21 protein-coding genes are annotated in these 25,037 nt (G+C 70.3%); 8 read left to right on the top strand and 13 right to left on the bottom strand.

Annotated elements, in window-relative coordinates:
* Nucleotides 1–11: 11 nt before the first annotated feature.
* The 6 genes from ACN0TP_RS00745 to ACN0TP_RS00770 all read right to left on the bottom strand — a co-directional run bounded on the left by ACN0TP_RS00745 (nucleotide 12) and on the right by ACN0TP_RS00770 (nucleotide 10,051).
* Nucleotides 12–3,689 carry a TM0106 family RecB-like putative nuclease gene (locus tag ACN0TP_RS00745; protein WP_417216472.1) on the bottom strand — a complete coding sequence of 1,226 codons (3,678 nt, stop codon included), beginning with the start codon at nucleotides 3,687–3,689 and terminating at the stop codon, nucleotides 12–14.
* A 157-nt stretch (nucleotides 3,690–3,846) separates the two neighbouring features.
* Entirely contained in the window at nucleotides 3,847–5,637 is a 1,791-nt protein-coding gene (locus ACN0TP_RS00750) for an MFS transporter (RefSeq protein WP_417215439.1), read from the bottom strand.
* Between the two features lie 31 nt (nucleotides 5,638–5,668).
* Nucleotides 5,669–6,157: a MarR family winged helix-turn-helix transcriptional regulator gene (locus tag ACN0TP_RS00755; protein ID WP_417215441.1), complete on the bottom strand. Its 489-nt coding sequence runs from the start codon at nucleotides 6,155–6,157 to the stop codon at nucleotides 5,669–5,671.
* A gap of 149 nt (nucleotides 6,158–6,306) precedes the next feature.
* Entirely contained in the window at nucleotides 6,307–6,780 is a 474-nt protein-coding gene (locus ACN0TP_RS00760) for a DoxX family protein (protein WP_417215443.1), read from the bottom strand.
* Nucleotides 6,781–6,938: 158 nt separating this feature from the next.
* Nucleotides 6,939–8,765: a glutaminase A gene (gene glsA, locus ACN0TP_RS00765; protein ID WP_417215444.1), complete on the bottom strand. Its 1,827-nt coding sequence runs from the start codon at nucleotides 8,763–8,765 to the stop codon at nucleotides 6,939–6,941.
* A 287-nt stretch (nucleotides 8,766–9,052) separates the two neighbouring features.
* Nucleotides 9,053–10,051: an iron-siderophore ABC transporter substrate-binding protein gene (locus ACN0TP_RS00770; RefSeq protein WP_417215446.1), complete on the bottom strand. Its 999-nt coding sequence runs from the start codon at nucleotides 10,049–10,051 to the stop codon at nucleotides 9,053–9,055.
* A 115-nt stretch (nucleotides 10,052–10,166) separates the two neighbouring features.
* Here ACN0TP_RS00770 and ACN0TP_RS00775 point away from each other — a divergent pair, with 115 nt between their 5' ends.
* Genes ACN0TP_RS00775 through ACN0TP_RS00785 form a run of 3 tightly spaced genes read left to right on the top strand, consistent with a single transcriptional unit; the run spans nucleotide 10,167 to nucleotide 13,155 of the window.
* Entirely contained in the window at nucleotides 10,167–11,249 is a 1,083-nt protein-coding gene (locus tag ACN0TP_RS00775; RefSeq protein WP_417215448.1) for a FecCD family ABC transporter permease, read from the top strand.
* A 29-nt stretch (nucleotides 11,250–11,278) separates the two neighbouring features.
* The gene (locus ACN0TP_RS00780; RefSeq protein WP_417215450.1) at nucleotides 11,279–12,313 is read left to right on the top strand and encodes a FecCD family ABC transporter permease; all 1,035 of its coding nucleotides are present in this window, start codon (nucleotides 11,279–11,281) and stop codon (nucleotides 12,311–12,313) included.
* Nucleotides 12,310–13,155, top strand: coding sequence for an ABC transporter ATP-binding protein (locus tag ACN0TP_RS00785; protein ID WP_417215452.1), 846 nt, complete (start codon nucleotides 12,310–12,312; stop codon nucleotides 13,153–13,155). Before ACN0TP_RS00780 ends, ACN0TP_RS00785 begins: the two co-directional genes overlap by 4 nt.
* Here the strand turns inward: ACN0TP_RS00785 and ACN0TP_RS00790 are convergent.
* Nucleotides 13,152–13,451 carry a hypothetical protein gene (locus tag ACN0TP_RS00790; RefSeq protein WP_417215454.1) on the bottom strand — a complete coding sequence of 100 codons (300 nt, stop codon included), beginning with the start codon at nucleotides 13,449–13,451 and terminating at the stop codon, nucleotides 13,152–13,154. The genes ACN0TP_RS00785 and ACN0TP_RS00790 overlap by 4 nt on opposite strands.
* A gap of 78 nt (nucleotides 13,452–13,529) precedes the next feature.
* Here ACN0TP_RS00790 and ACN0TP_RS00795 point away from each other — a divergent pair, with 78 nt between their 5' ends.
* Nucleotides 13,530–14,936 carry a sugar porter family MFS transporter gene (locus tag ACN0TP_RS00795; RefSeq protein WP_417215456.1) on the top strand — a complete coding sequence of 469 codons (1,407 nt, stop codon included), beginning with the start codon at nucleotides 13,530–13,532 and terminating at the stop codon, nucleotides 14,934–14,936.
* Nucleotides 14,937–14,939: 3 nt separating this feature from the next.
* Here the strand turns inward: ACN0TP_RS00795 and ACN0TP_RS00800 are convergent, their stop codons facing one another.
* Entirely contained in the window at nucleotides 14,940–15,725 is a 786-nt protein-coding gene (locus ACN0TP_RS00800) for an SGNH/GDSL hydrolase family protein (RefSeq protein WP_417215458.1), read from the bottom strand.
* Nucleotides 15,726–15,859: 134 nt separating this feature from the next.
* Between ACN0TP_RS00800 and ACN0TP_RS00805 the strand changes: the two genes are divergently transcribed.
* The 3 genes from ACN0TP_RS00805 to ACN0TP_RS00815 all read left to right on the top strand — a co-directional run bounded on the left by ACN0TP_RS00805 (nucleotide 15,860) and on the right by ACN0TP_RS00815 (nucleotide 19,314).
* Nucleotides 15,860–16,597: a M50 family metallopeptidase gene (locus ACN0TP_RS00805; protein ID WP_417215460.1), complete on the top strand. Its 738-nt coding sequence runs from the start codon at nucleotides 15,860–15,862 to the stop codon at nucleotides 16,595–16,597.
* Between the two features lie 74 nt (nucleotides 16,598–16,671).
* On the top strand, nucleotides 16,672–18,159 hold the full coding sequence (locus ACN0TP_RS00810; RefSeq protein WP_417215461.1) for a TIGR01777 family oxidoreductase: 1,488 nt from the start codon (nucleotides 16,672–16,674) through the stop codon (nucleotides 18,157–18,159).
* 420 nt (nucleotides 18,160–18,579) lie between these two features.
* Complete coding sequence (locus ACN0TP_RS00815) at nucleotides 18,580–19,314, top strand: transglycosylase family protein (RefSeq protein WP_417215463.1); 735 nt, start codon at nucleotides 18,580–18,582, stop codon at nucleotides 19,312–19,314.
* A 126-nt stretch (nucleotides 19,315–19,440) separates the two neighbouring features.
* Here the strand turns inward: ACN0TP_RS00815 and ACN0TP_RS00820 are convergent, their stop codons facing one another.
* Genes ACN0TP_RS00820 through kynA form a run of 3 tightly spaced genes read right to left on the bottom strand, consistent with a single transcriptional unit; the run spans nucleotide 19,441 to nucleotide 22,493 of the window.
* The gene (locus ACN0TP_RS00820; RefSeq protein ID WP_417215465.1) at nucleotides 19,441–20,283 is read right to left on the bottom strand and encodes a PaaX family transcriptional regulator C-terminal domain-containing protein; all 843 of its coding nucleotides are present in this window, start codon (nucleotides 20,281–20,283) and stop codon (nucleotides 19,441–19,443) included.
* Entirely contained in the window at nucleotides 20,280–21,527 is a 1,248-nt protein-coding gene (locus tag ACN0TP_RS00825) for a kynureninase (RefSeq protein ID WP_417215467.1), read from the bottom strand. Before ACN0TP_RS00825 ends, ACN0TP_RS00820 begins: the two co-directional genes overlap by 4 nt.
* Before the next feature lie 18 nt (nucleotides 21,528–21,545).
* Entirely contained in the window at nucleotides 21,546–22,493 is a 948-nt protein-coding gene (gene kynA, locus ACN0TP_RS00830) for a tryptophan 2,3-dioxygenase (protein WP_417215469.1), read from the bottom strand.
* A 101-nt stretch (nucleotides 22,494–22,594) separates the two neighbouring features.
* On the opposite strand from kynA, the gene ACN0TP_RS00835 reads away from it, so the two are divergent.
* Nucleotides 22,595–23,158 (top strand): DUF488 family protein, encoded by a 564-nt coding sequence (locus ACN0TP_RS00835; protein WP_417215471.1) that lies wholly within the window; start codon nucleotides 22,595–22,597, stop codon nucleotides 23,156–23,158.
* A 12-nt stretch (nucleotides 23,159–23,170) separates the two neighbouring features.
* Here ACN0TP_RS00835 and ACN0TP_RS00840 read toward each other — a convergent pair whose 3' ends face one another.
* Nucleotides 23,171–24,340, bottom strand: a complete 1,170-nt coding sequence (locus ACN0TP_RS00840; protein WP_417215473.1) for an FAD-dependent oxidoreductase — start codon at nucleotides 24,338–24,340, stop codon at nucleotides 23,171–23,173.
* On the bottom strand, nucleotides 24,337–25,035 hold the full coding sequence (locus ACN0TP_RS00845; RefSeq protein WP_417215475.1) for a class I SAM-dependent methyltransferase: 699 nt from the start codon (nucleotides 25,033–25,035) through the stop codon (nucleotides 24,337–24,339). The genes ACN0TP_RS00840 and ACN0TP_RS00845 overlap by 4 nt, the downstream gene beginning before the upstream one ends.
* Nucleotides 25,036–25,037: the final 2 nt, after the last annotated feature.

A 25,037-nucleotide genomic window follows, 5' to 3' on the forward strand; every position in this document is an offset into this window, starting at 1 on the left:
CTGCGTCCCGGTCAGCTGCACAGTCCCACGAACGCGCCCTGTTCGGCCAGGGCCTCGGGACGATGGGGCAGGAAGTTCGTCAGCTCGGGGGACCGGATGATGACGGCGCGCCATTGCCCGCGGGAGACGGCGACGTTGATGCGGTTGCGATTGAGCAGGAACTCCATGCCGCGCGGGGCATCCGCCGCCGCGGAGACCGCCATGCTCACCAGCACCACCGGGGCCTCCTGGCCCTGGAACCGGTCCACGGTGCCGACCCTGACCCCCGAGAGGCCCGCGGCGTCGAGGCGTTCGCGGATGAGGTTGACCTGGGCGTTGTAGGCGGCGACCACCAGGAGGTCCTCTTGGCCCAGGGGCCTGACGGGGGTCCTGCCCCCGTCGTCCCACCGTAGCCCCAGATGGCGGCGGACCTGGTCGATGACCTCGGAGGCCTCCTCGACGCTGGAGGTCACGTTGTCCCGATGCGGGACCATGACGGTCTCGACCCCCGGTTCCGCGCCGTCGAGCCGGCGCACGGCGGCTGCCGGGGCCGAGGCGAGCCGCCCGGCGTAGCTGAGGACCGAGACCTTCTCGCAGAGGGCAGGATGCATGCGCCACGAGTCGGCCAGGAAGTACCCCAGCCGGGGGTCCAGGGTGGCGCTTCCTTCGGAGAGCCAGCCGAGGGCCGACTCGTCGACCGGTTCGGGATGGGTGCCCTGGGTGACCTGCGGCAGCTGGCGAGGGTCACCAAGCAGCAGCAGGCGCCGGGCGGCCCGGGAGACGGCCAGCGTGTTGGCCAGTGAAAACTGTCCTGCCTCGTCGATGACCAGCAGGTCCAACGACCCGGCGGGGACCTGCCGGCCGGTCATCGTCCAGGCGGTCCCGCCGATGAGTGCCCCCCGGTCGGAATCGAGCAGGGCGGCGAACTTCTTGTCGTCGGTGACGGACCAGGCCACCGGGTGGGACGCGTCCTTGGGTTTCTTGCCCACCCGGTCGGGATCCACGCCGGCCTTGGTGATCGCCGCGGTGAGCATGTTCTCCACGACGGCGTGGGATTGGCCGACGACTCCGATCTTCCAGCCCCTTGCGAGCAGGGACGCGATGACGTGGGAGCCGACGTGGGTTTTCCCTGTCCCGGGAGGACCCTGGACCGCCAGGTAGGAGCTGTCCAGGTCGGCGACGGCAGCGGTGATCGCCGTGACGTAGTCGCCACGCCCGTCGGCATCCGGCTCGAGAACCGGCAGCCGGTCCAGCGTGGCCAGGCGCGGTGCCCGGCGGGCCAGGATGTCGATGCCCGGGTGGCGCGGCAGCCGTGGTGCCTGGCGCACCACCGGTGGGGTTCCGTCGTCGTGCCCCGGGCCGGTGGGGAGCACCAGTTCCGAGCCGACCTGGCGGGCCAGCTCGGCGAGGGCCTCGCGGATGGATGCCGTCATGACCGGTTTGCCCGGCGTGAGGGCCATCGGGGTCTGCGGGTAGGGGGCGATGCGGCCCGATGATTTTTCGATGACCGTCAGCACCGTGGTGTCGCCGCTGGTGTCCACCGCGGTGACCTCGGTGTCGAAGATCCCGCCGCGGGCGTGGGGCGCCGGCAGCCCCTGGGCGTCGAGCGGGACGTCGGCGCCGTCGGGGACGGGGGAATCGTACATGCGGAACCAGGTGCTCCCGGCCCGCAGGTCGGTTCCGTCGGAGGCGGTGCCGGTCAGCTCCAGGACCCGGCGTTCGGTGCGGGCGCGCGGGGGCTTGGCCCAGTCCTGGACCACCGTCGCGGTGTCGATGAGGAAGACGTTGCGGGTTTCCTCCCAGTCCTCGACCGGGGATTCGAGCCGGTCGTAGTGCCCCCACCAGAACTGCTTGTCCTCGCGCCGGTGGTAGCCGGTGGCGGCGGCCACCATGGCCACCGCCCCGTGGTCGGCCCGGGCGCGCTGGCGCTGGTCCAGCCCGAGTCCCGAGAAATCGGTGTCCAGCTCCAGATAGGCCTGCAGGGCCAGCTCGTCCCCGGTGGGCTGGTAGGCCTCCCGCGGTGGTGCCTGCGTGCCGGTGGCGACGGCGGTGGTGCCGGCGGCGACGTGGCCCGTGCCGGCCTCCCGGGCGTCCGCGGCGGCAGGATGCGCCGCGGCCAGGGACAACAACCAGTCGCGCAGGCGCAGCGTGGAGAGGCAGTCGTACTCGTTGTAGTCGGAGATGGACGCGAGGACCTCGTCGGCCTCGGTGTCCCGGCCTGCCTCGCGGGCGGCGCAGTAGTGGGCGTAGGCGACGACGGAGGCGCCGGCGTCCTTGACGTCCCCGCCGCGCAGGTGGTCGCCCATGTAGAGCGGTTCGAGCTTCTTGATCGAATACGACGCCTCGGAGATCCGCAGCGAATGCCGCACTGTGTCGAACAGGTCCGCCAGCAGGCCCTCGCGCAGCCACGCATCCACGATGTCCTCGCCGGCGGTGTGGGTGGTGGAGAGGTTGCGCAGCGCCGACTTCTCGTAGGGGGCGTAGTGGTAGACGTGCAGGTCCGGCCAGCGCCGGCGGCGGTCCTCCACGTAGGCCAGGAACTGCAGGAACGCCCGTTTCTCCCCGGCCCGCGAATGGGCCCAGAAGGGCCGGAAGACCGGGGTGCCGGTGTCGTGCTCGATGACGCCGAAGAGGTACTCGAGGCCCCAGCTGCCGGTGTCGGGGTCCTGCCACAGCGGGTCGCCCTCGAAGTCGAAGAAGATGTCCCCGTCGCTGGCCGGCGGCAGGTCATCGATGGTGTGTCCCGGCTGGACCCGGTAGGAGACGGTGTGGCCGCCGGCAGTGGCCGAGCCGTGGTACTCCAGCTGGCCGGTCTGCGCGCGCGCCTGCTCGCGCAGCTTGCCCAGGGGCGAGCCGGGGCGTTCGCCGTGCGGTACTGGCTGTTCGGCCAGCTGGTGCATGGTGGTGATGCCGGAGGCGATCAGTTGGCGGCGGCGGGTTGCGGTCATGCCGCCGACCAGCAGCAGGTCATCGTGGGCGGTGACCTGTTCGGCGCAGTAGTCGCAGCGCCCGCAGGCGCTGATGCCGGGCTGGCCCCAGGCCACCGGTGCCGCTGCGGCCCGGTGCCCGGAGGTGAGCCGGCGGAACCGGGCGCGGCGTTCGCGGTAGGCGGGCAGCAGGTCGGGCATCGGGTGCTCGCTGTGCTGCAGGTTGCCCAGCACCAGGGTGGCGACGGGGGACGGGGTGAACCCGAGGCGTTCGAGCTGGTCCCCGTAGGCTGCCAGTTGCAGCAGCGCGGTGACCTTGGCGTGGCGGGCGAGTTTGGAATCCCAGACGGCGTACCGGCCGTGCCCATCGCGGACGATGAAGTCGGCGAAACCCAGGAACTCGCCGTCGAAGAAGGTGGCCTGGAAGACGACGTCGGCGCCGAGGGTGAGTGCCTCGGTGGTCTGTGCGGCGAGGGCCTGAAGGGTGGCCCGGTCGGTGGCCGGTGCCTTCGGGATGAGCTTGACGCCGGTGCCCGACGCGCGGTCCCAGGGGCCGTGCTCCTCGAGCAGGCGGGCGAGGACGCGTTGTTCGTGCACGTCTCCGAGCCCGGCGGCACGCTCGAGCATCTCGTCCGGGGCGAAGGAGGGCCGCGGCAGCCGGCCGAGCTTGACGTCCAACCGGTACAGGGACTGGTATTCGCATTCACTGGCGATGACCAGATCCGAGGCCGAGAAGACCAGTTGTGCCGGCTCCCCGGCCTGCTCGGCGTCCAGCAGGAACATTGCCACCCCCTGTTCGGTGCCGGGCGGATCCCCGGCGTCGTCCGTGTCGAATGTAGCAGCGCGTCGGGACACTTCGGATCCGGCACCCCTGTGCAACGCACCCGGCCCGCGTCGACCGGGGCGGTCGGCGCGGGCCGGGTGGTTCGCTGCGGTGGACTCAGCCGGTCACCGGGACGGAAGCGTCGGCACTGACGATGCTCACGTCGGTGTGGGCGGTCCGCCAGATCTCCTGGCTGGCCGAGGCGTCCATCAGCGCGCTCAGCCCACCGTGGGTGGGGGCGCCGATGATCAGCGACCGGGCGTTGAGCCGGTTGGCGTAGGAGGCCACCGCATGCCCGGCGCCGGCGTGGTCGGCCGGATGGCCCGGACCCGTCAGCAGGACGAACCCGGCCGAGGGGATCCCGGCGGCCGCCAGCCGGTCCAGCTGGATGGAGACCGTGGCAGCCGCCGCTGCGGCGTCCTCGCCGTCCACCGCGGTGTCGCCGGCGACGATGTCCTCCAGGGCGTGCACCACGTGCACCTTCAGCTGCTGGGCGGAGGCGACGCGCAGCGCCTTGTCCACGACCCGGTCGGCGGTGCCGGTCGAGTCGATGGCGGCGACCACTTCGCCGGTGTAGGCGGTGTCGATCGTGGCGGACGCAGCATGCTCGACGGCGAGGATGTGGCGGCCGGTGCCCCGGGCACCCGGGGTGGCCCCGGCATCGTGCCCCGGACCCGTTGATGCCGTGGCACCGGCGGCGGCAGCGGTGTCGGCGGCCTGCGCCTCTTCGGCCTGGCGCAACAGCCGGTGTCCGGAGGCGAGGATCGCCAGGCCGATGACCAGGGCGACGGCGCCGACGATGAAGGGCACGTGCATGTTGTAGTGCTCCACCAGCTTGCCGGCGGCCAGCGGTGCCAGGCCGCCGCCGATGAACCGCACGAACCCGTAGGCCGCCGAGGCGACGGGGCGTTCGACCGGGGAGACGGTCATGACGGCCTGGGTGGTGACCGTGTTGTTCACGCCGATGAAGATGCCGGTGGCGATGACCGCGGGGATCAGCACCGAGGGCCGGTGGACCCAGATGCCGATGATGAGGATCGTGACGGTGAACAGGGCCAGGTTCAGGTACAGGGTGCCGGCGATGCCGAGCTTGCGCTGCAGCCACGGGGCCCCGAAGACGGAGAAGATCGCCACCAGCAGGCCCCAGCCGAAGAAGACCAGGCCCAGGTGGGAGGCGTCCAGGCCCATGGGGAACGGCGCGTACCCCAGCACGGTGAAGAACGCCCAGTTGTAGCACAGCGCCATCAGCGACATGGTCAGCAGGCCGCGGTGCTTCAGCGCCTTCAGCGGGTCCAGGATGCCGGTCTTCTTCGCCGGTTTCGGTGTCGGGGCGACCATGGTGATGGTGGCGATCAGGGCGATGAGCATCAGCGCCGCCACGCCCAGGAACGGGCCGCGCCAGCTGATGTTGCCCAGCACGCCGCCCAGCAGCGGGCCGGCGGCCATGCCCAGGCCCAGCGCGGCCTCGTACAGCACGATGGCCCCGACGAAGCCGCCGGAGGCGGAGGCAACGATGACGGCCAGCGAGGTGGCGATGAACATGGCGTTGCCCACGCCCCAGCCGGCGCGGAAGCCGACGATCCCGCCGATGGTGTCGGAGAACCCGGCGAGGGCGGAGAACACCACGATGATGGACAGCCCGTAGATCAGCGTGCGCTTGGCGCCGATGTGGCTGGAGATCCAGCCGGTGAACAGCATGGCGACTGCGGTGACCAGCAGGTAGCTGGTGAAGAGCATGGTGACCTGGCTGGGGGAGGCGTGCAGGTCGGAGGCGATGGCCGGCAGGATCGGGTCCACCAGGCCGATCCCCATGAAGGAGACCACGCAGGCGAAGGCCAGCGCGTAGACGGCCTTGGGTTGTTTGAAGGGGCTGGCCGGCTTGACGTCGGTCGTTGGTGCTCCGCTCATGGGTGCTCCAATCGAGGTGGAAGGTGGGTGGTTAGTGGTGGTTTCGTGGGGTCTCGGGCCGCTGTTCGGGCCGTGGCTCGGGGGCCGCGTCGACGAGTTTGCGCAGCGCGGTGGTGGCCGCGACGATGGAGCGCTGGTCGTCCCCGTCGAGGGCGGCGAGCAGGTCGGCGACGCGTTCGCTGCGGGCGGTGCGGCGTTCGGCCAGGGCCGCGCGGCCTGCCTCGGTGATGCTGATCAGCACCGCGCGCCCGTCGCTGGGGTCCGGGACCTGGACCACCAGCCCGTCGCGTTTGAGCCGCCCGACGGCCTGCGTCATCGACGGCTGGCTGACCCCCTCATGGGTGGCCAGGGCGGTGAGCCGGGCGTCGCCGTGGCGGCTGAGCGAGGCCAGCGCCGAATAGACGGTCAGCGAGTAGGTGCTCGGCGGGCTCAGCCGCCGCGAGAGGCGGAACAGCTCCTCCAGCAGGCGGGCGACGTCGGAGATCTCCTCCGGTTCGGGGGCCTGTCCCATGTTTTGCATAGGACATTTATATCAAAGTCCTATGTATTTTGTCGTGTCGTGTGACGAGGGGAACGACGGCGGTGCCCCGGCGCGCTGCTCCCGGGCACGCGACAAGGCGGCGCCGGACCGGTGGTCCGACGCCGCCGCGTCGCGGGTGGTGCTCGGTGCTAGGCCGTCGGGGAGGCGGTCCGGCGCCGGGCGAAGAGGAGGTGGTCCAACGACAGCCGGCCGCCGCCGGTCAGGGCCAGGGCCGCGGCTCCGCCGGCCAGGGCCAGCACCAGCTCATAGCCGCCGTCGGCGACGAACAGGCCGGCGCCGAGGTGGACCAGGGCCAGGGCGCCGAGCATGTCCACGGCCAGCAGCGCGGCGATCGGGCGGGTCAGCAGGCCCAGGACCAGCGCGATGCCGCCGCCGAATTCCAGGGCCGCGACGACGGGGGCGGTCAGCTCGGCCAGCGGGATGCCCATCTGGCCAAAGGCCTGCGCGGTGCCGGCGATGGTCCATTCGAAGATCTTCTGGGCGCCGTGGGCGGTGAACAGCGCGCCGAAGACCAGGCGGAGCAGGAGTGCGGCGGTCGTGGCGGTGGAGGCCGGGCGCGGGGGTGTGGCGGCGGGGGAGGGGTGGTCGGTGGTCTGCGTCATGGGTCGTCCTGGGGGTCGGCCGGGCGATGCGTCCGGGCGGCGGGTCGGGCCCGTCGCCGGTGCCGCACGAAGCGGCCTGCCTCCATCCTGTATCCTTATTGATTGTAGTTTCAACTAATGTGGTTTTTCCCACATCGGTGAACCCGGATGACGGATCCCTAGTCCTCCAGGTTCTGGTCGCGTTCGCGCACCGCCGCCTCGCGGAAGCTCTGCTCGACCCGGGTGTAGGCGTCCCGGGCGACGGCCTTCCAGAAGGCCAGCGCCAGGTCGGGATGCTCGTCCTCGAGTCCCGCGATCGCCTCCGCCGGCAGGACCTTGAGCTGGACCCTGCCCTCGGCGGTCACCCGCAGCGACTGCCCGCGGTCCCCGCCCAGGGCGATCTCGCCGAACGTCATGCCGGCGCCCAGCGTCGCGTGGCGGAACCGGTGGCCGTTCTGCGTGCTGGTGGTGGCGACCTTGCCGGAGCGGATGAAGTAGACACCGCCGAACTTCTGTCCCACCCGGCGGATGACCTGGCCGTCGTCGTAGGTCCGCTCCTCCATCAGTTTCTCCAGCGCGGCGATCTGCCCGGGCTCCAGCGGGGCCACCGCGGTGAACTGTGGGATCTCCACGAGGTCGGGGACCAGCCCCGGCCCGCCATGCACCGCGATGATCCACGCCTCGGCCCACTCGGCGGCATCGTTGCGGGTGCCGAAGACGGGGACGTCATTGCGTCCCGAGCCCACCGCGTCGGCGATGCTGCCCTCGTTCTCGATCAGCACCAGGCGGCGCTTGGCGGCGACCAGCCCGTCGCGCAGATCGCGCAGCATGGAGATGGCCACGTCGCCGACCTCGTCGACGCGGCGGACATCGAGGATGACCAGCTGGACCTCGTCGGGCAGTTCGCTGACCGCGCGGACCATCGATTCGGCCCCGGCGAAGAGCAGGTCGCCGTTGAGCTCAAGGATCTGGGCGCGGTGGCCGAACCCGGCCAGCACCGCGGTGGCCTCGTCGTTGTGCCGGACGCCGGAGGGCGCCTCGGTGAGGTCGTAGCTTTCGCGGATGACCGAACGGCCCATGCGCGCGGCCCGCACGAAGTGCAGTTCCATGTCGGCAGCCATGCGTTCGGAGGCGGCCACCCCGCGCACGGAAGAGCCGTGGTCGTTCAGCGGCGGCGAGTAGACGGCCAGGCCCAGCTGGCCCGGCAGCACGGCGAGCAGCCCGCCGCCGACCCCGGATTTGGCGGGCATGCCCACGGTGCTGGTCCACGAGCCGGCGTCGTCGTACATGCCACAGGTCATCATCACCGAGAGCACCCGCTGGATCGCGTCGATGCCCATGACCTGCTTGCCGGTCACCGGGTGGGTGCCGCCGTTGGCCAGCGTGGCGGCCATCAGGGCCAGGTCCCGGGCGTTGACCATGACCGAACATTGGCGGAAGTAGTTGCGCAGCCCCGCCTCGGGGTCCTGTTCGATGATGTTGAAGCTGCGCAACAGGTTGGCCAACGCCCGGTTGCGGTGCCCGGTGCGCACCTCGGAACGGTAGATCGATTCACGCACCGAGAGCTGGCGGCCGGCGAAGTCGGAGTAGGTGGACAGGATCCTGTCGAAGCCCTTGCGCCCGCCGGAGCCCTTGATCAGCGAGGTGGCGGCGATGGCGCCGGCGTTGATCATCGCGTTCGCCGGGCGCCCGGATCCGGCGGCGAGGGAGATCTCGTTGAAGGCATCGCCGGAGGGCTCCACGTCGATCTTCTCGTCCACCACCTCCGGCCCCAGGTCCTCCAGCGCCAGCCCGTAGGTGAACGGCTTGGAGACCGACTGGATCGCGAACTCGGTGTCGGCGTTGCCGACCTCGTAGACGTAGCCGTCCACGGTGGCCAGGCAGATGGCGAAGTCATCGGGATCGGCACCGGCCATGGCAGGAATGCCCTGGTAGGCGGTGCCCTCGCGCAGCTCGGACAGTTCGGTGTGCAGCCGGCGCAGGTAGCTCTCGATCGGGGATTGCATACTGCCACAGTAACGGGCCGGCGGCCGGGGTCCCGCCGGGGGATGGGGAGGACTATCCATGGCGCTCGCAGCTGTTATGCAATACGGTCGAATAATCGCGATGCGCCCCGCAGCTCCTCCGCTTGCATCGGCAGGCGGGCACTGCGGGATTGGACGCCGCCGCGTGCCGGGGTTCCACCACCGTTTCCCGGGCGCGAACGACGACGGGAGTGTCGCGGCCTCGGGGGGTGGCCCGGGCGGCGGCTCGTTGGGGAACGGAGCCGCCGCCCGGGGTACCACCGGCCGGGCTACTTCGCCGGCAGCGCCTTTTCCAGCAGCGGGGTCAGGTGCTTGACCGTGTAGAGGGCCGCCAGCGGCGAGTTCGCCGAGTATGCGTCGGAGATGTCCCCGTCGATCACCACCGCGTGGCCTTCCTTGACCGTCTTGAGCTTCTTGAACTGCGGGTCCTGGGTGATCGCGGTGGCCTCCAGGAAGATCGGGAAGGCCACGACGAGGTCGGCGTCCAGGACGTCGAGCTTTTCGCTGGAGATGTCCACCGAGAACCCGCCGGAGTTCACCGGCAGCTTCGCGATCGCCGGGTTCTGCGTGAATCCGTAGCGTTCCAGAGTCTCGACCCGGCCACCGCCGGCGATGTAGGCGCCCCAGCCCTCGCTGGTCTTCGTCGCCGCCGAGACCGTCTTGCCCTTCCACTGCGGATGGGCCGCTGCGGCCTTCTGGTAGGCCTCGTCGACCCGCTGGATCAGGGCGTCGCCCTTCTCCGGCACGCCCAGGGCGGTGGAGATCATCCGGGTCTGCTCCTCCATCCCGGTCAGGTAGTTCTCCCCACCCTGCGGGATCGACACCGTCGTGGCGATCTCGGCGAGCCGGTCGTGGCGGTCCTTGTCCCCGCTGCCGCGCACGTCAAGGATCAGATCCGGATGCAGGGCGGCGATCGCCTCATAGGACGGTTCCAGCGTGTCGATGAGCTGCGGTGCCTGGTCGTAGAGCCCTTTCGCCCACGGGCCCACGCCCTCGCCGCCGAAGCCGAGCCAGTCGGAGGCCCCCACCGGCTGGACGCCCAGCGCCAGCGCGGTCTCGGCATCACCCCAGCCCAGGGCGACCACGCGTTGCGGGGCCTTCTCGATCTGAACGGCGCCGAACGCGGTGTCGACGCTCTGCGGGAACGTGCCGGAGGACGGGGCGGATGATGCCGGCGTCTCGCCGGAGCCGGGGGATCCTGCAGAACATCCCGTCAGGGCCAGGGCGGCGGCCGCGATCAGGGCAAGGGACGTGCGGAACAACCTCATGGGGCGGGCCTTTCTGCGTCCGGTTTCGATCCCGGACGGGCGAGCTGTCGGTGGAAGCCGGGGTCGACCGGAAGCGGTCGCCAGGCACGAGGCAAGGATAGCCTAAACTCATTAGGTGACTGTTGAATCTGCTATCCCGGACCGGAGGCCGCCGGACGCCCCGCAGCGCCCCGGCACACCGGCAGGCCCGGCACCCGCGGGGCTGGCGTCGCGCAGGTTCTGGGGCTGCGCCGCGGCGCTCGCCGGCCTGGGCATCGTCGTCGTGCTGAGCCTGGTGGTGGGGACCCGGCAGATCTCGCTGCACACCGTCGCGGCGGCGCTGGCCGGAACCGGTGGCGGGGACGATGCCTCCGTGGTGCTGACCCTGCGCCTGCCGCGCACCGTGCTGGGCGTGCTCGTCGGTGCCGGGCTCGGCGTCGCCGGCGCCCTCATCCAGGCAGTGACCCGCAACCCGCTGGCCGACCCCGGCATCCTGGGGGTCAACGCCGGGGCCGCGTTCGCCGTCGCCCTCGGCGTCGGGGTCCTGGGCATCACGGCACCGCTGGGCTACATCTGGTTCGCCTTCGCCGGCGCCCTGGTGGCCACCGTCGTCGTCTACCTCATCGGCTCCGGGGTCCGCGGGTCGGTCAGCCCGGCACGGATCACGTTGGCCGGTGTCGCCATCGGCGCCGTCCTGGCCGGGTTCACCTCCGCACTGGTGCTGGCCAACCCCCGCGGCTACAACGCCATGCGCGCCTGGGAGGCGGGATCGCTGGCCGACCGCGGCTGGGACCCGATCACGACGGCGGGGCCCTTCCTGGCCGTCGGGCTGCTCCTGGCGCTGGGGCTGGGCCGGTCGTTGAACGCCGTCGCGCTGGGAGATGACCTGGCCCGCTCGCTCGGCGCCCGGGTGATGCGCACCCGCGTGCTCGCGCTGCTGGCCGTCACCCTGCTGGCCGGGGCCGCCACCGCCATGGCCGGACCCATCGCCTTCGTCGGGTTGATGATCCCGCACGTGGCCCGCTGGATCGTGGGGCCGGACCAGCGCTGGATCATCGCGTTCAGCGCGCTGCTGGCCCCCGTGCTGCTGCTGGCCGCCGACGTGCTGGGCCGGGTGGTGATGCGCCCCGGAGAACTGCAGGTCGGGATCGTCACCGCGGTCATCGGCGCCCCCGTGCTCGTCGTGCTGGTCCGCCGGGCCAGGGTGAGCCAGCTGTGAGGACGGCTCCCGCACCCCGGGTGCCCGCCGTGGCCCCCCGCTCCCGGTACCTGCAGCTGCCCGTCCCCGGGGGCTCCCTGCGGATCCCGCGCCGCCCCTTGCTCATCGGCGCCGTCCTGGCGGTGGCCGTGGTGCTGCTGGCACTGGTCGGGCTGGGCCTGGGGGACTACCCGTTGAACCCCGGCCAGGTTCTCAGCGCACTTTTCAGCGACCAGGGATTCGCCAGCAAGATCGTGCTCGAATGGCGGATGCCGCGGGTGGTGGCCGCCGTGGCGTTCGGCGCAGCACTGGGCGTCTCCGGTGCCTTGTTCCAGACAATGACCCGCAACCCCCTGGGTTCCCCTGACATCATCGGCTTCTCCACCGGCGCCTACACCGGGGCGATCATCTCCATCACGGTGATCGGCAGCAACCTCGTGGCCGAAACCGCCGGCGCACTCGTCGGTGGCCTGGCCACCGCCCTGGTCGTGTACCTGCTGGCCTGGCGCGGCGGGGTGCAGGGCTTCCGGCTGATCATCGTGGGGATCGCGGTGACCGCCCTGCTCAACTCGGTGAACACCTACCTGCTGCTGCGCGCCCAAACCGAGGTGGCCATGGCCGCCTCGATCTGGGGTGCCGGGTCCCTGTCGCTGGTCGGCTGGAGCGAGGCGGCCTTCGCGCTGATCCCGCTGGCGGTGCTCGGGGTGGCCACCTTCGCCGTCGTGCGCCCACTGCGCCAACTCGAGCTCGGTGATGATGCCGCCCACGCCCACGGGGTGGCCGCCGAACCGGCACGGCTGGCGATCCTGGTGGTCGGCGTCGGGCTCATCGCCACCGTCACGGCCATCACCGGCCCCATCGCATTCGTCGCGCTGGCGGCCCCGCAGATCGCCCGCCGCCTGGTCCGCGGGGCCGGCATCCCGTTGGGCGCCTCCGCCCTGACCGGGGCGCTGCTGCTGCTGGCCGCCGACCTTCTCGCCCAACACCTGATGCCGGGGTCGGTGCCGGTGGGCGTCGTCACGGTCGTCCTCGGCGGGATCTACCTCGTCGCCCTCCTGATCCACGAAGCACGGAAGCACCTATGAGCCATATGACCCCCCAGCTACCGCCGGCACCCGAGGGCACCGGCACACCCCCGCGGCTGCATGCCGAGGACCTCACCCTGGCCTACGACCGCCGGGTCATCTCGGAAAACCTCACGGTGGGAATCCCGGACCGTTCCTTCACGGTCATCGTCGGGCCCAACGCCTGCGGGAAGTCCACCCTGCTGCGCGCCCTCTCGCGGCTGCTGCGGCCGGCGGCCGGGCAGGTGTTGCTCGACGGGAAGGCCATTGCCTCCTACAAGGCCAAGGAAGCCGCACGGATCGTGGGGCTGCTGCCGCAGAGTTCGATGGCCCCCGACGCGATCACCGTGGTGGACCTGGTCGCCCGCGGCAGGTATCCCCACCAGGGACTCATCCGGCAATGGAGCGCAGCCGACGAGGCCGCCGTGCAGTCGGCGATGGAGGCCACGAACATCTCGGACCTGCGCGACCGGCAGGTCGACGAGCTCTCCGGGGGCCAGCGCCAACGCGTCTGGGCGGCCATGGCCCTGGCCCAGGAGACCCCGATCCTGCTGCTCGACGAGCCCACCACGTTCCTGGACATCGCCCACCAGATCGAGCTGCTGGACCTCTTCGCCGACCTGCACGAGACGGGCAACACGCTGATCGCCGTGCTGCACGACCTCAACCATGCTGCCCGCTATGCCACGCACCTGATCGCCATGAAGGACGGCCGAATCGTCGCCCAGGGGCCACCGGCGGACATCGTCACCGCGGAGCTGGTCCGGGAGGTCTTCGGGCTTCAGTGCCTGGTCATCGAGGACCCGGCCACCGGGACACCGATGATCGTCCCGCGGGCCAGGCGCCGTCCGGCCGGCGGCTAGCGGCGCCGGCCCAGCACCAGGGCCAGCAGGGCCGTGGCACCGGTCACCGTGTAGACGGCGGGCCAGGCGCCGATCTTCCGGGCCAGCGGGTGGGATGCGCCGAACCCCACCAAGTAGGTGGTGGTGAGCACGGCGGCACGCCCGGAGCCGGCGTCGCGCCGGCAGGAGGCGAAGGCAGCGGCCCCCGCGGCGGCCAGGACGGCACCGCCCAACGGCCGGTTTCCGGTGGACCTGGCGGTCTGGAAGCCGCCGATGAGGCCTGCTGTGGTCAATGCTGCGATGGAAATCGAGCTCATGGTTCTCCTGTGTATTGGTGCTAGTCAGCCTACTCCGCGCCTACCTTTGCGGCGGCCGTCGGGCGTACGATGGCGGGCATGAGCGCCATTATTGAACATGACTCGACACCCACCAAAGTGGTGATGGTCTCCATCGTCGCCGCCTTGGGTGGGTTCCTCTTCGGATTCGACTCCGCCGTGATCAACGGTGCCGTCGATGCCATCGCCGCGCAGTTCGGCCTCAGCGGGGTGGTCCTGGGCTTCACCGTCTCCTGCGCGCTGCTCGGTGCCATGATCGGTGCCTGGTTTGCCGGGCCCTTCGCCGACAAGCAGGGCCGCGTGCGCGCCATGCTGGTCGCCGCCGCCCTGTTCACGATCTCCGCCGCGGGATCCGGCTTCGCCTTCAGCGCGGTGGACCTGATCATCTGGCGCTTCATCGGCGGCCTCGGCGTGGGCATGGCCTCCGTGCTGGCCCCGGCCTACATCGCCGAAGTCGCCCCGGCCCACAGCCGTGGCCGGCTGGCCTCCCTGCAGCAGATGGCCATCGTCCTGGGCATCTTCGTCGCATTGCTCTCCGACGCCTTCATCGCCACCAGCTCCGGTGGAGCCACCGAACAGGGGTGGCTGGGCCTGTCCGCGTGGCGGTGGATGTTCCTCACCGGCATCGTTCCGGCAGTGATCTACGGGGTGTTGGCCTGGCAGATCCCCGAATCCCCGCGCTACCTCGTCGCCCGCGGCCAGCTGGCCAAGGCGGCGAAGGTCCTGCACGAAGTCGTCGGGCTCAAGAGCCGCGACGAGGTCGACGAGAAGATCGCCTCGATCAAGTCCACCATCAGCACCGAGAAGAACCAGGGACTGCGCAACCTCGTCGGGGGCAAGGGCTGGCTGCTGCCCATCGTCTGGGTCGGCATCCTGCTCTCGGTCTTCCAGCAATTCGTCGGCATCAACGTGATCTTCTACTACTCGACCAGCCTCTGGCTGTCAGTGGGCTTCACCGAATCCGATTCCTTCACCATCACGGTGATCACCTCGGTGACCAACATCCTGGTGACCATCATCGCCATCGCCCTGGTCGACAAGATCGGACGCAAGCCCCTGCTGCTCTGGGGTTCGGCCGGCATGACCATCGCCCTGGGCGTGATGGCCGTCGCCTTCAGCCAGGCCAACGGCAGCGGCGACCAGGTGTCCCTGCCGCAGCCGTGGGGCGTCATCGCGCTGATCGCCGCCAACGTCTTCGTGGTCGCCTTCGGCGCCACCTGGGGGCCGGTCGTCTGGGTCCTGCTGGGGGAGATGTTCTCCAACAAGATGCGCGCCGTGGCCCTGTCGGTGGCGGCGGCCGCCCAATGGCTGGCGAACTTCCTGATCACCACGACCTTCCCGACGCTCTCGGAGATCAGCCTGGTGCTGGCCTACGGGCTCTATGCCCTCTTTGCCCTGCTCTCGTTCTTCTTCGTCTTCCGCTTCGTGCAGGAGACGAAGGGCCGCGAACTCGAGTCCATGCAGTAGCGCCTACGGCAGCGCGGGCACCGTATCCTGCGCCGTTGGCTGGGTCCCCAGCGCGGCCAGGACGGCGGAGCCGAGGATCTGGGCCCCGGCCCGGGACGGGTGCGTGCCGTCGTAGGTCAGCCCAGCGGCATACCGGCTGGGATCCTCGTGGTCCCGCAGCCCGCGGGAGCCGTCGATCCACCCCCACCCCTGGGTGGTGACGAAGTGCTTGAGCCAGGCGTTGTACTGCAGGGTCCGCTCGCGGAATTCGTTGCGCGGCGGGACCGAGGAGACGATGACCCGGGGGACGTCGGCGAGGTCGACGATGGCGCGCAGGTTCTGCCCGATCTGCTCGAACGGGACGCCGGCCCGGATGTCGTTGGTGCCGGCGATCACCACCAGCACGTCGGCGGGAACGGGCGTGAAGCCGGCGAGCATCTGCCCCGTGGTGGCCCCACCGCGGGCCCACCCGCCGGCGAACGCCGTTCCGGGCTGCTGCGCAAAGGCCACCCAGGAGCGTTCGCCGACAATGCGGCGTGCCACCTGGTCCGGATAGGCATGGTCTGCAGTGATCGAATCGCCCACCACGGCGAACCGCAGGGCGTGCGAGCCGGCGGCGATGGCCATCGGCTGTGCCATCGGGAACCCGTCAGAGGTCAGGGGCGCCTGCTGGTTCTGCCCTCCGAGGTAGACGGCTCCTGCCACCAGGGCCAGCGCGACGATCCCCGCGGCCAGCACGCGGCGCGGACGGGCGGCCCATCGCCTGATGAGCGAGGGGCGGTGTGGGGTGCAAGTGGCGGAATCGGGCACGGGTTACTCCTGGAAAAAGCGGTGTCTACTCCAGCGTAGGGATCCACTGGCCCGGAGGGAGCACCACAACATGACAATCGTGTGACAATTGCCGGCCGGGCCCATTCACAGGCCGGTGCCCTAGCCTCGAAGCCATGTTCAAGCAGATTTCCATCGATTCCTGGTGGCAGGCCCTCCTGATCGGTTTCAGCCGAGGACCGTCGTTGCACGCCGAGGCCCTGACGCTGGTGCTGATCATCGCAGCGGCCATCGCCGTGTCCGTCCCCTGGGCCACTTGGCGCTGGTTCGGCCTCTACGTGACCTTCGTGCACGAACTCGGACACGCCCTGGCGGCCCTGATGACCGGGCGGGTGGTCAGCGGCATCCGGCTGAACCTGAACCACTCGGGCGAAACGGTGAGCATCGGGCGCGGCCGCGGGGGAGCGGCCTGGTCGGGCTTCTGGGGCTACCCCGCCCCGGCGGTCGCCGGTGCCGCCATGATCTGGGCCGCCTGCTCGGGGTGGGCCGGTGCCGCACTGTCGCTGGGGGCATTGTTGCTGCTCGTGGCCCTGTTGTTCATCCGCAACCTCATCGGCATCCTGATCGCCGTCGGCTGTGCCGTGCTGGCCCAGTTGCTGGTGTTGTTCACCGACCGCGAGGTCGCCGCCTACGTGGTGGTCTGCCTGGGCATCGGACTCGTGGTCGGTTCCGTCAAGGACTGGTTCAAGGTCACTGCAGTGCACACCCGGCGTCGCGGGCTGGAGAGCTCGGATGCCTACATCCTCGCCCGCGCCACCGGAGTCCCAGCGGTCCTCTGGCTGGCCGGATTCGCCGTGGTCATCGGCGGGTGCGCGTACTGGTCGCTGGCCTCCCTCGGCGGGGCGGTCCTGTAACGGCCGAACCCACCCGGTTCCGGAGGCTTGGCGCACGCCAGCGGCCTCGCGTAGCCTCGTCAACGGAGGTATCCATGGCCCAGTTCGAATTCACCACCAGCCTGCCCTTTCCCCGCGAAGACGTCTTCCGGTGGTTTTCCCGCCCCGGCGCGCTGGTGCGGCTGAATCCCCCCTTTTCCGGCAGCGTCCGCCGGGAACCGGACCACGGGCTGCAGATCGGTTCGACGGCCGAACTGGGCATCGGTGCCCCCGGCGGCCTGGGGCTGGGCGTGGGACCGGCCCTCGGTTCCGTCGCCGGGACGCTGCACCTGCCCGGTTGGGTGCGCGCCGAGGTTCCGTGGAGGGCCCGCCATGTCGGCCTCGTGCCGGGGCGGGGGTTCACCGATGTCATGGATTCCGGACCGCTCACCTCCTGGTCCCATGACCACCTCTTCGAGGACGACGGCGATGGCACCATCATGCGCGACTCCGTCACCTACACCCTGCCGTTGCCGGCTGCTGCGTCCCGGCCGCTGGGGTGGCTCTCGAACTGGGGCGAGGACCGTTTCGCGGCGGAACTGCAGCGCATGTTCGAATACCGGGAGCGCCAGCTCATCGGCGACCTGCTCTTCCACTCGCGCCACGGCACCGCCCGGCCCCTGCGCATCGCCATCAGCGGCTCCTCGGGGCTGATCGGCACCCAGCTGCGCGCCCTGCTGCTCGGTGGCGGCCATGAGGTCCTGCGCCTGGTCCGCCGACCTGCCACCGCCCCGGACGAGATCTCCTGGGACCCCGATGCCGCCAGGATCGATGAGGCGGCTCTGGCCGGATGCGACGTCGTCGTCCACCTGGCCGGGCATCCGATCGGCGGCCGGTTCACCCCGGCGAACCGGCAGCGCATCATGTCCTCACGCACCGCAGGGACCTCCCTGATCGCCCGCACCCTGGCCGGGCTGTCGGCCGATGGGCGCCAGCGGGCCCTCGTCTGCGGATCCGCCATCGGCTACTACGGCGCCTCCCCGGCGTCCCGCCGGCCCGGCGCTGGACGGGAATTGACCGAGGACTGCCCACCGGGCACCGACTTCCTCGCCGATGCCTGCGCCGCGTGGGAAGCCTCGTGCGCTCCGGCGGAACGCTCCGGGGTCCGGGTGGCACGCATCCGCACCGGCATCGTGCAGACACCGGCCGGCGGGGCGCTGCAGCGGATGCTGCCGTTGTTCATGGCGGGCGTGGGCGGGCCGCTGGCCGGCGCCGGGATGCAAAGCTGGATCGGCATCGACGACGTCGTGGGGATCTTCGCCCAGGCGGCCCTGGATGACCATGTGGACGGGGCGCTCAACGCCGTGGCCCCCTATCCGGTCGACGGAGACGGGTATGCGCGGACCCTGGCCGAGGTGCTGGATCGGCCGGCGCGGCTGAGGGTTCCCGCCGCCGGCCCCGCCCTGCTGCTGGGCCGCCAGGGTGCCCGCGAGCTCGTCCGGGCGGACCAGCAGGTCTCCTCGCTCCGTGCCGAGGAGCTGGGCTACGGGTTCAGGCACCCGGACCTCGCCTCGGCCCTGCGCCACGTGCTGGGACGAACCTGAAGGTCACGAATCGTTACCAGGGAGGGGCTGCCGCGGGACGGTAACGGCCGATCCAGGCACGATGTGGTGCTCCTGGGGCGTGTCTGAAACCTGTGAGGGGTGGGCGGTGAGACTCACAGGAAAGCCGAATAACGGCGATCCTGCCCCGGAATTCCGGGCTTTTGTCTTGTCAACTTTTTGTGGAAACCCCGCGGATGCCACGCCGTGAGTTGACGTGGACCCCCGTTGTGCGGTTACCGTTATCAAGTCACGTTTTGATAACGCCTCGCCGTTCGGGGTAGTGCAAAACGACATTGCACCCGGGTACCTCTTGGATCGTCCACCCGGCTGCCCACAAAACTTGGAGTCGACATCGACGCCGGACGATCGCGCAGTGAAGGCCGGGGACGGTCAGAGCGAACAGGTGGCCCCTGGAGAAATGTGATCCAGCAGCAGAACAAGAAGTTTTCGAAGTTTTCCCGCATCGGCGCGAGCAGCGGCGTAGCCGCACTGGCCCTGGCCGGCGTGGCAGCAGGCATCGGAGCAGCTCCCGCCTCCGCAGCCTCGACCGGGACCTGGGACGCACTCGCCAACTGCGAGTCCAGCGGTAACTGGTCCATCAACACGGGCAACGGCTACTACGGCGGCCTGCAGTTCAGCCAGCAGACCTGGAACGCCTTCGGCGGCTCGGGCAGCGCGGCCAACGCCAGCAAGTCGCAGCAGATCGCCGTCGCCGAAAAGGTCCTGGCTACCCAGGGCTGGGGCGCCTGGCCGGCCTGCTCCGCCAAGCTGGGACTCTCCGGCAAGAGCGGATCGATCGCCTCGACCTCCTCCTCGGTGAAGCCGGTGGAGAAGCAGGCACCGCAGAAGGTCGCCAAGAAGTCCTACGAGGCTCCGCAGAAGACCTACAAGGCAGCCCCGAAGCACCGCTCCGAGGCCCCGGTCCAGAAGGCCGCCCCGCAGCAGTCGGTCAAGTCGACGGGCAAGCACGTTGCCACCGTCAAGGCCACCGACTCGGGCAAGGACTACACGGTCAAGTCCGGCGACACGCTGGCCAAGATCGCCCAGTCCCAGGGCCTGGACAGCTGGAAGGCGCTCTACTCGCTGAACACCGACACGGTGCAGGACGCGAACCTGATCTTCGTGGGCCAGACCCTCGACCTGCCGACCAAGTAAGCTGGCCGGCCCCGGAGCCCAGCTCCGGAACCACAAGCTGCGGGAGCCCCGCTCCCGCATGAAAGCAGCGGCGGTTCACCTTTCCCCCCAAAGGTGGACCGCCGTTGTTTGCGTTGCCGGGCAGGTTCACCGCCCCCCGGCGCCCCCGGTGACCGACTCGACAAAGGCCAGCGCCGCCGGACGGTAGGCGTCGCGCAGGGCCAGGAAACGGGAACTGCTGGCCACCCCGGGCCAGTCGGCAGGCAGGCAGTGCCGCGGCAGGCCGGGATCCACGTAGGGGATGATGCGCCAGCTGTCGATGCACCTGACATAGGTGGCAAAGGCGGCGGCCCCGTCGGCCGGCGGTTCCCCGGAGACGGCCTCCTGGCCGGCGAGGAACCCGCGATGCAGCCCCGCCAGCTCGTCCAGGTCCCACCAGCCGGCAACCGCGTCGCGCAGCGCGCCCTGCACCAACGGGGTGTCCGTGACGAACAGCACCGCGGCACCACGTAGCCCCAGGTCCTCGAGGATCTCCTCGGCTTCCGTGCGCAGATAGTCGGGGCAGATCCACAGGCCTGGCCCCACCGTCCCGCAGCCGATCCAGTGCAGCCGACGGCGCAGCTGGTGCCGGAGCCCGCGTTCGGACTCGGGGATGGTGAAGGTGACCAGGCACCACGCATCGCCCGCCCCCATGGAACGGGGCTGGTGGATCCTGCGGTCACCGCGTTCGAGCATGTGCCGGGCCCGTTCCCCCACGGCATACCCCGAGGAGCCCTCGCGCGTCCGGGCATCCAGCACGCCCTTCTTGCGCATCCGCGTCAGCGCGGTGCGCGTCAGGGGCGCCGTCACGCCCACAGCTTCCATGAGGGTGACCAGCTCGGCCGATGACATCCAACCGCCCGCCTGGCGCAGGTACAGCCCGATGATGGTGCGCAGCAGCGACGTGGTGCTCCCGGGGCGGGAGTCCATGTCGTCGAGGACGGCACTCACTCCATCTCGGCCAGAGTGGTGGCGATGGCGTCGATGCCCGCCTCGAGTTCGGCGAAGCTGGTGCTCAGCGGCGACAGGCCGATGCGCAGCCCGTTCGGCGGACGGAAGTCGGGGATGACCCCCAGGTCCCACAGCCGCTGCGTCACCTCGGCGAACCTGTCGTGGTCCACGGTGACATGCGAGCCACGCCTGGCCGGATCGCGGGGGCTGGCGAGCCGGGCGCCGAGCGGGACCAGGCGCTCGTCGACCAGCCGGATCGCGTGCTCGGTCAGGGCGATCGACTTGGCCCGCACGGCGTCCATGCCGGCCTCGGCGATCAGTTCGACCATGTCCTTGAGCGGTTGCATCGCCAGGATGGGCGGGGTGCCGGTGATGAATCGGCGGATGTTGGCCGCCGGCTCGTACTGTGCGCTCATGCCGAAGGGGTCGGACGCCCCCATCCACCCCCAGATCGGCTGGCGCAGGCTGGACTGCAGCTCGGAGCGCACGTAGGCCAGGGCGGGGGAGCCGGGGCCACCGTTGAGGTACTTGTAGGTGCACCCCACGGCCAGATCCACGCCCCAGTCGTCCAGCTGCAACGGAACCGAACCGACGGAATGGCACAGATCCCAGACCATCAGGGCCCCGGCGGCCTTCACCTGGGCGGTGATGGCCTGCGCATCGGCCAGGTAGCCGGAGCGGTAGGCGACGTGGCTCAAGAGCACGACGGCGGTGTTTGCCGTCAGGACCGGCTCCAGGTCCGCGGTGCCCACTCCGGCCTGCGTCTCGGGGGTGATCCAGCGCAGCGTGGCGCCGCGTTCGGCGGCAATGCCCTCGACGATGAACCGGTCGGTGGGGAAGTTGCCGGCGTCGATGACGATCTCGTTGCGCGACGGATCGACTGCCTGTTGGTGGTCCAGTGCGGCGCGCAGTGCCTTGTAGAGCAGCACCGACGTCGAATCCCCGACGAGCGTCTGGCCGGGCGCGGCCCCCAGGACCACCTGGCCGAGGCGGTCCCCGAGCACCGTCGGCTCATCCATCCACTGCTCACCCCAACTGCGGATCAGCCCGGCTCCCCAATCGGTGCGCACGAAGGTGGCCAGGCGTTCGGCCGTGGCGGTCAGCGGGCGTCCCAGCGAGTTGCCGTCCAGGTAGGCGACGAGCGGGTGGGCCGGATCGTGCTCGGGGACCAGGAAGCGGTCGCGGTAGGCGGCCAACGGGTCGGCGGCATCCAGCTCGGTGCTGGTGGGGGGCACAGTAGTCATGAAAGGGCGCCTTTCGGGCTAGTTGCCGATTTCGGTGCGGACGGCGTAGAGCTCGGGGAAGAAGGTCAGGTCCAGGGCCCGCTTGAGGAAGTCGACGCCCGAGGAGCCGCCGGTTCCGCGTTTGAAGCCGATGGTGCGCTGGACGGTGCGCAGGTGGCGGAACCGCCAGGACTGGAAGTTGTCCTCCAGGTCCACCAGGTCCTCGCAGGCCTGGTAGAAGGACCACACGGTGTCCTCGGATTCGTAGATCTTCTTGAACACCGGGATGAGTTCCTCCTGCAGGACCCAGGGGCTGGAGAAATCACGGTGCAGGATCGATGCGGGGATGTCGTATCCGGCGCGGGCCAGTGCCGCCAGGAACGCATCGTAGACGGTCGGTTCCTCGAGGAGCCGGGCCAGCATGGAATGTGCCTCCGGGTGGGATTCGAAGACCTTGAGCATGCCGCGGTGCTTGTTGCCCAGGATGAATTCCACGGCACGGTACTGCCAGGACTGGAAGCCGGAAGCGGAACCGAGGGACCCACGGAACTGGGCGTATTCACGAGGTGTCAGGGTCGCCAGCACGGACCACTGGTCGGTGAGGATCTTCTGGATGTGTTTCACCCGTGCCAGGCATTTCAGTGCCTTGCCCAGGTCGTCGGCGTCCATCAGGCGCCGTGCCTCGGTGAGTTCGTGCAGGACCAGCTTCAGCCAGAGCTCGCTGGTCTGGTGCTGGATGATGAAGAGCATCTCGTCATGGTGCTCGGGGTTGCTGTGGGGGTGCTGGGCGTGCAGGACGCGCTCCAGGTCGAGGTACCCGCCGTAGGACATCTCGTTGCGGAAGTCGGTGCGGACCGTTTCCTCGATGTCGCGGACGCCTGCCGTGGCGCCGGGCGCCGGCTCGGGATCGTGCTCGGTGGTGTGGTGGGCGCTGCCGGGACCGGTTCCGGGCGTACCGGAGGGATCTTGGGAGTAAGGGCAGCTCATGCACCAAGGATATCTAAAATGTGACGAGCGTCAAGAGTTTGAAATTCGAGTCTTGCCGGGTCCGGCTTTCGCCACCGCTGGTTGGTTGGCATGCTGGAGGCATGGATGACAGCCCAAGCCCCACCCCGCCCACGACCGTCTATACGGTGGGGCACTCGACGCATCCGCTGGATGAGTTTGCCCAGTTGCTCACCGCCCATGGCGTCCAGCGGATCATCGACATCCGCACCGTGCCCAAATCACGGCACAACCCGCAATTCGGCATCGACCAGCTGCCGGGGAACCTGGCGGGACATGGACTCGGCTACACGCGCATCGAGGCCCTGGGCGGCCTCCGGCACACCACCAAGGACTCGCCCAACACGGGGTGGCGGAACACGTCCTTCCGCGGCTACGCGGACTACATGCAGACCGACTCCTTTGCCCAGGGCATGGACGAGCTCACGCAGTACGCCGAGGCGGAGACCGTCGCGATCATGTGCGCCGAAGCGGTCCCGTGGAGATGCCATCGCTCCATGGTCGGCGATGCCCTGCTGGTGCGGGGCTTCGAGGTGCTTGACATCTTCAGCGTCAAGCAGGCGAAGCCACATACGCTCACGTCCTTCGCCCGCGTCCAGGGCACCGGGATCCTCTACCCGCCCGACGACGAGGCGGCCGAGGGGTGAGCGGCTGCCGCCTCAGCTGAAGCCGCGGCTCATCGTGAACCGGTGCGCCACGATATCCAGCAGGGCGCGGCGCCCGGACAGTGCCGAAAGGCCCCGACCGCGCAGCCGGTCCACCGCCGGTGGCAACGGACGGCCGAGCATCATGTTCAGGTGGGCCTGGCGTCCGGCCCGGGCCGCCGCGCGCAACCGTGTCGTGGAGAAGGCGGCGAAAGCAGCCCGGGACATGTCGCCGGCGTCGCCCCGGAGGGTACGAGCCAGCAGCGGTGCCAGGGCGGCGGCATCCATCAACCCCAGCGCCATGCCCTGGCCGCCGATGGGACTGACCTCGTGCGCCGCATCGCCGATGAGGAACACGCGGCCGCTGGCCATGGAACGCACGCTGCGTCGGGAGCAGCGGAAGTTGCCCGGTCCCTCGGCCGCCTCGCGGGCGAGTACATGCCCGGTACGCCGCAGCACCAGTCCGGGCAGGTCCACCGGCTCCCGTGGCAGCCGCCACGCCACCCAACGCCGCAGGCCATCGGGCAGCGGGAAGGACTCGACGATGCCTTCCCGGTGCAGGACCAAGGCAGCGGTGGCCCCAAACCCCGTGCCGTCGGGGTAGTCGCCCATGACGTACCGGTCGCGGTAGCGGCCGCCGGCAAAGGCTTCGCCGGCCAGTGTGCGCACTGTCGAGTCCACCCCGTCGGCGCCGATGAGGAACCGCGCACCCAGCGTGTGCCGGGTGCCCCCGGTGCCGGGGCCGGCTGAAGCGTCGGCGGTGGTGAAGGCGACCCGCACCCCGTCCTCGTCCTGCCGGTAGGTCTCCAGCCGGGCACCGCGCAGCAGGGCGCCGGCGTCCAGCGCCTTCACCCGGTCCTCCAGGAGCCGGACCGTTTGCGCTTGGGGAAGGGAGAGGATGTAGCGGTGCGGTCCGGGCAGGATCCCGAAATCCAGGGAGGCGATCTCCCTCCCGCCGGCCAGGCCCACACCGCCACGGATGCGGACCCCCGCCGTGACGGCGGCATCCCCGACGCCGACGGCATCGAGGACCTCCAGGGCCGGAGGGTGCAGGCCGATGGCCCGCGAATGCGTGCCGGGGCAGTGCCGGGCCTCCAGCACCCGGACCGTGAACCCGGCGTCGAGCAGCAGCGAGGCCAGCGCCAGGCCGCACGGGCCGCCGCCGGCGATGAGGACGTCGATCATGCCAACGGCTCGACGCGATGGAGCAGCAGGTTCCTGAACGGGCGGCGTTCGATGACCTGCCACGCCGGTGGCACCACGGCACGGAGTTCTTCCGGCAGGTAGCTGCGTCGGATCGACGTCAGCCCGTCGCGTCGGATGAAGGAGGTGCCCGCCAGCGGCAGCGTCGCGGCACCGAAGAGCAGCAATGCTGCACGCGAACGCCGGATGTCGGCGTGCACCGCGAGGGAGCGGGCCAAGGCCGCGGAATCGGCGAGCAGGCCATCGAGTTCCGCCTCGCCGAGGTGGTGCAGCACGTGGTTGGACACCACGACGTCGAAGCGCTCACCGGCAGCGACCAGGTCCGAACTGGTGGCCCGGCGGAATTCGACGTCGGGTGCCCCGTGGCGGAGGCGGGCCCCCGCAGCAAAGCGCTGCGCCCTGTCGTCGGGGTCGATGCCGGTGACGTGGATGTCGAAACCGTCGCGCCGGGCCCACCGGGCCAGGGCCAGGGTGATGTCCCCGCCGCCGCATCCAATGTCCAGGATGCCGGCCGGTCCCTGCGTCGGAAGGCGGGGGCGGATCAGCTGGCGGTAGAGCCCACCCCAGCCGGAGACAAGGGTGTTCACCAGCGGGAACTGGGCATAGGTCCTCCGAAGGAGGACCGGGTCGCAGTCGGGACGGTCCATCTCCTCCACGGCGGTCACCGCACGCAGCATCG

The organism is Arthrobacter sp. (genome assembly GCF_048266065.1).
Lineage (GTDB): Bacteria > Actinomycetota > Actinomycetes > Actinomycetales > Micrococcaceae > Arthrobacter_H.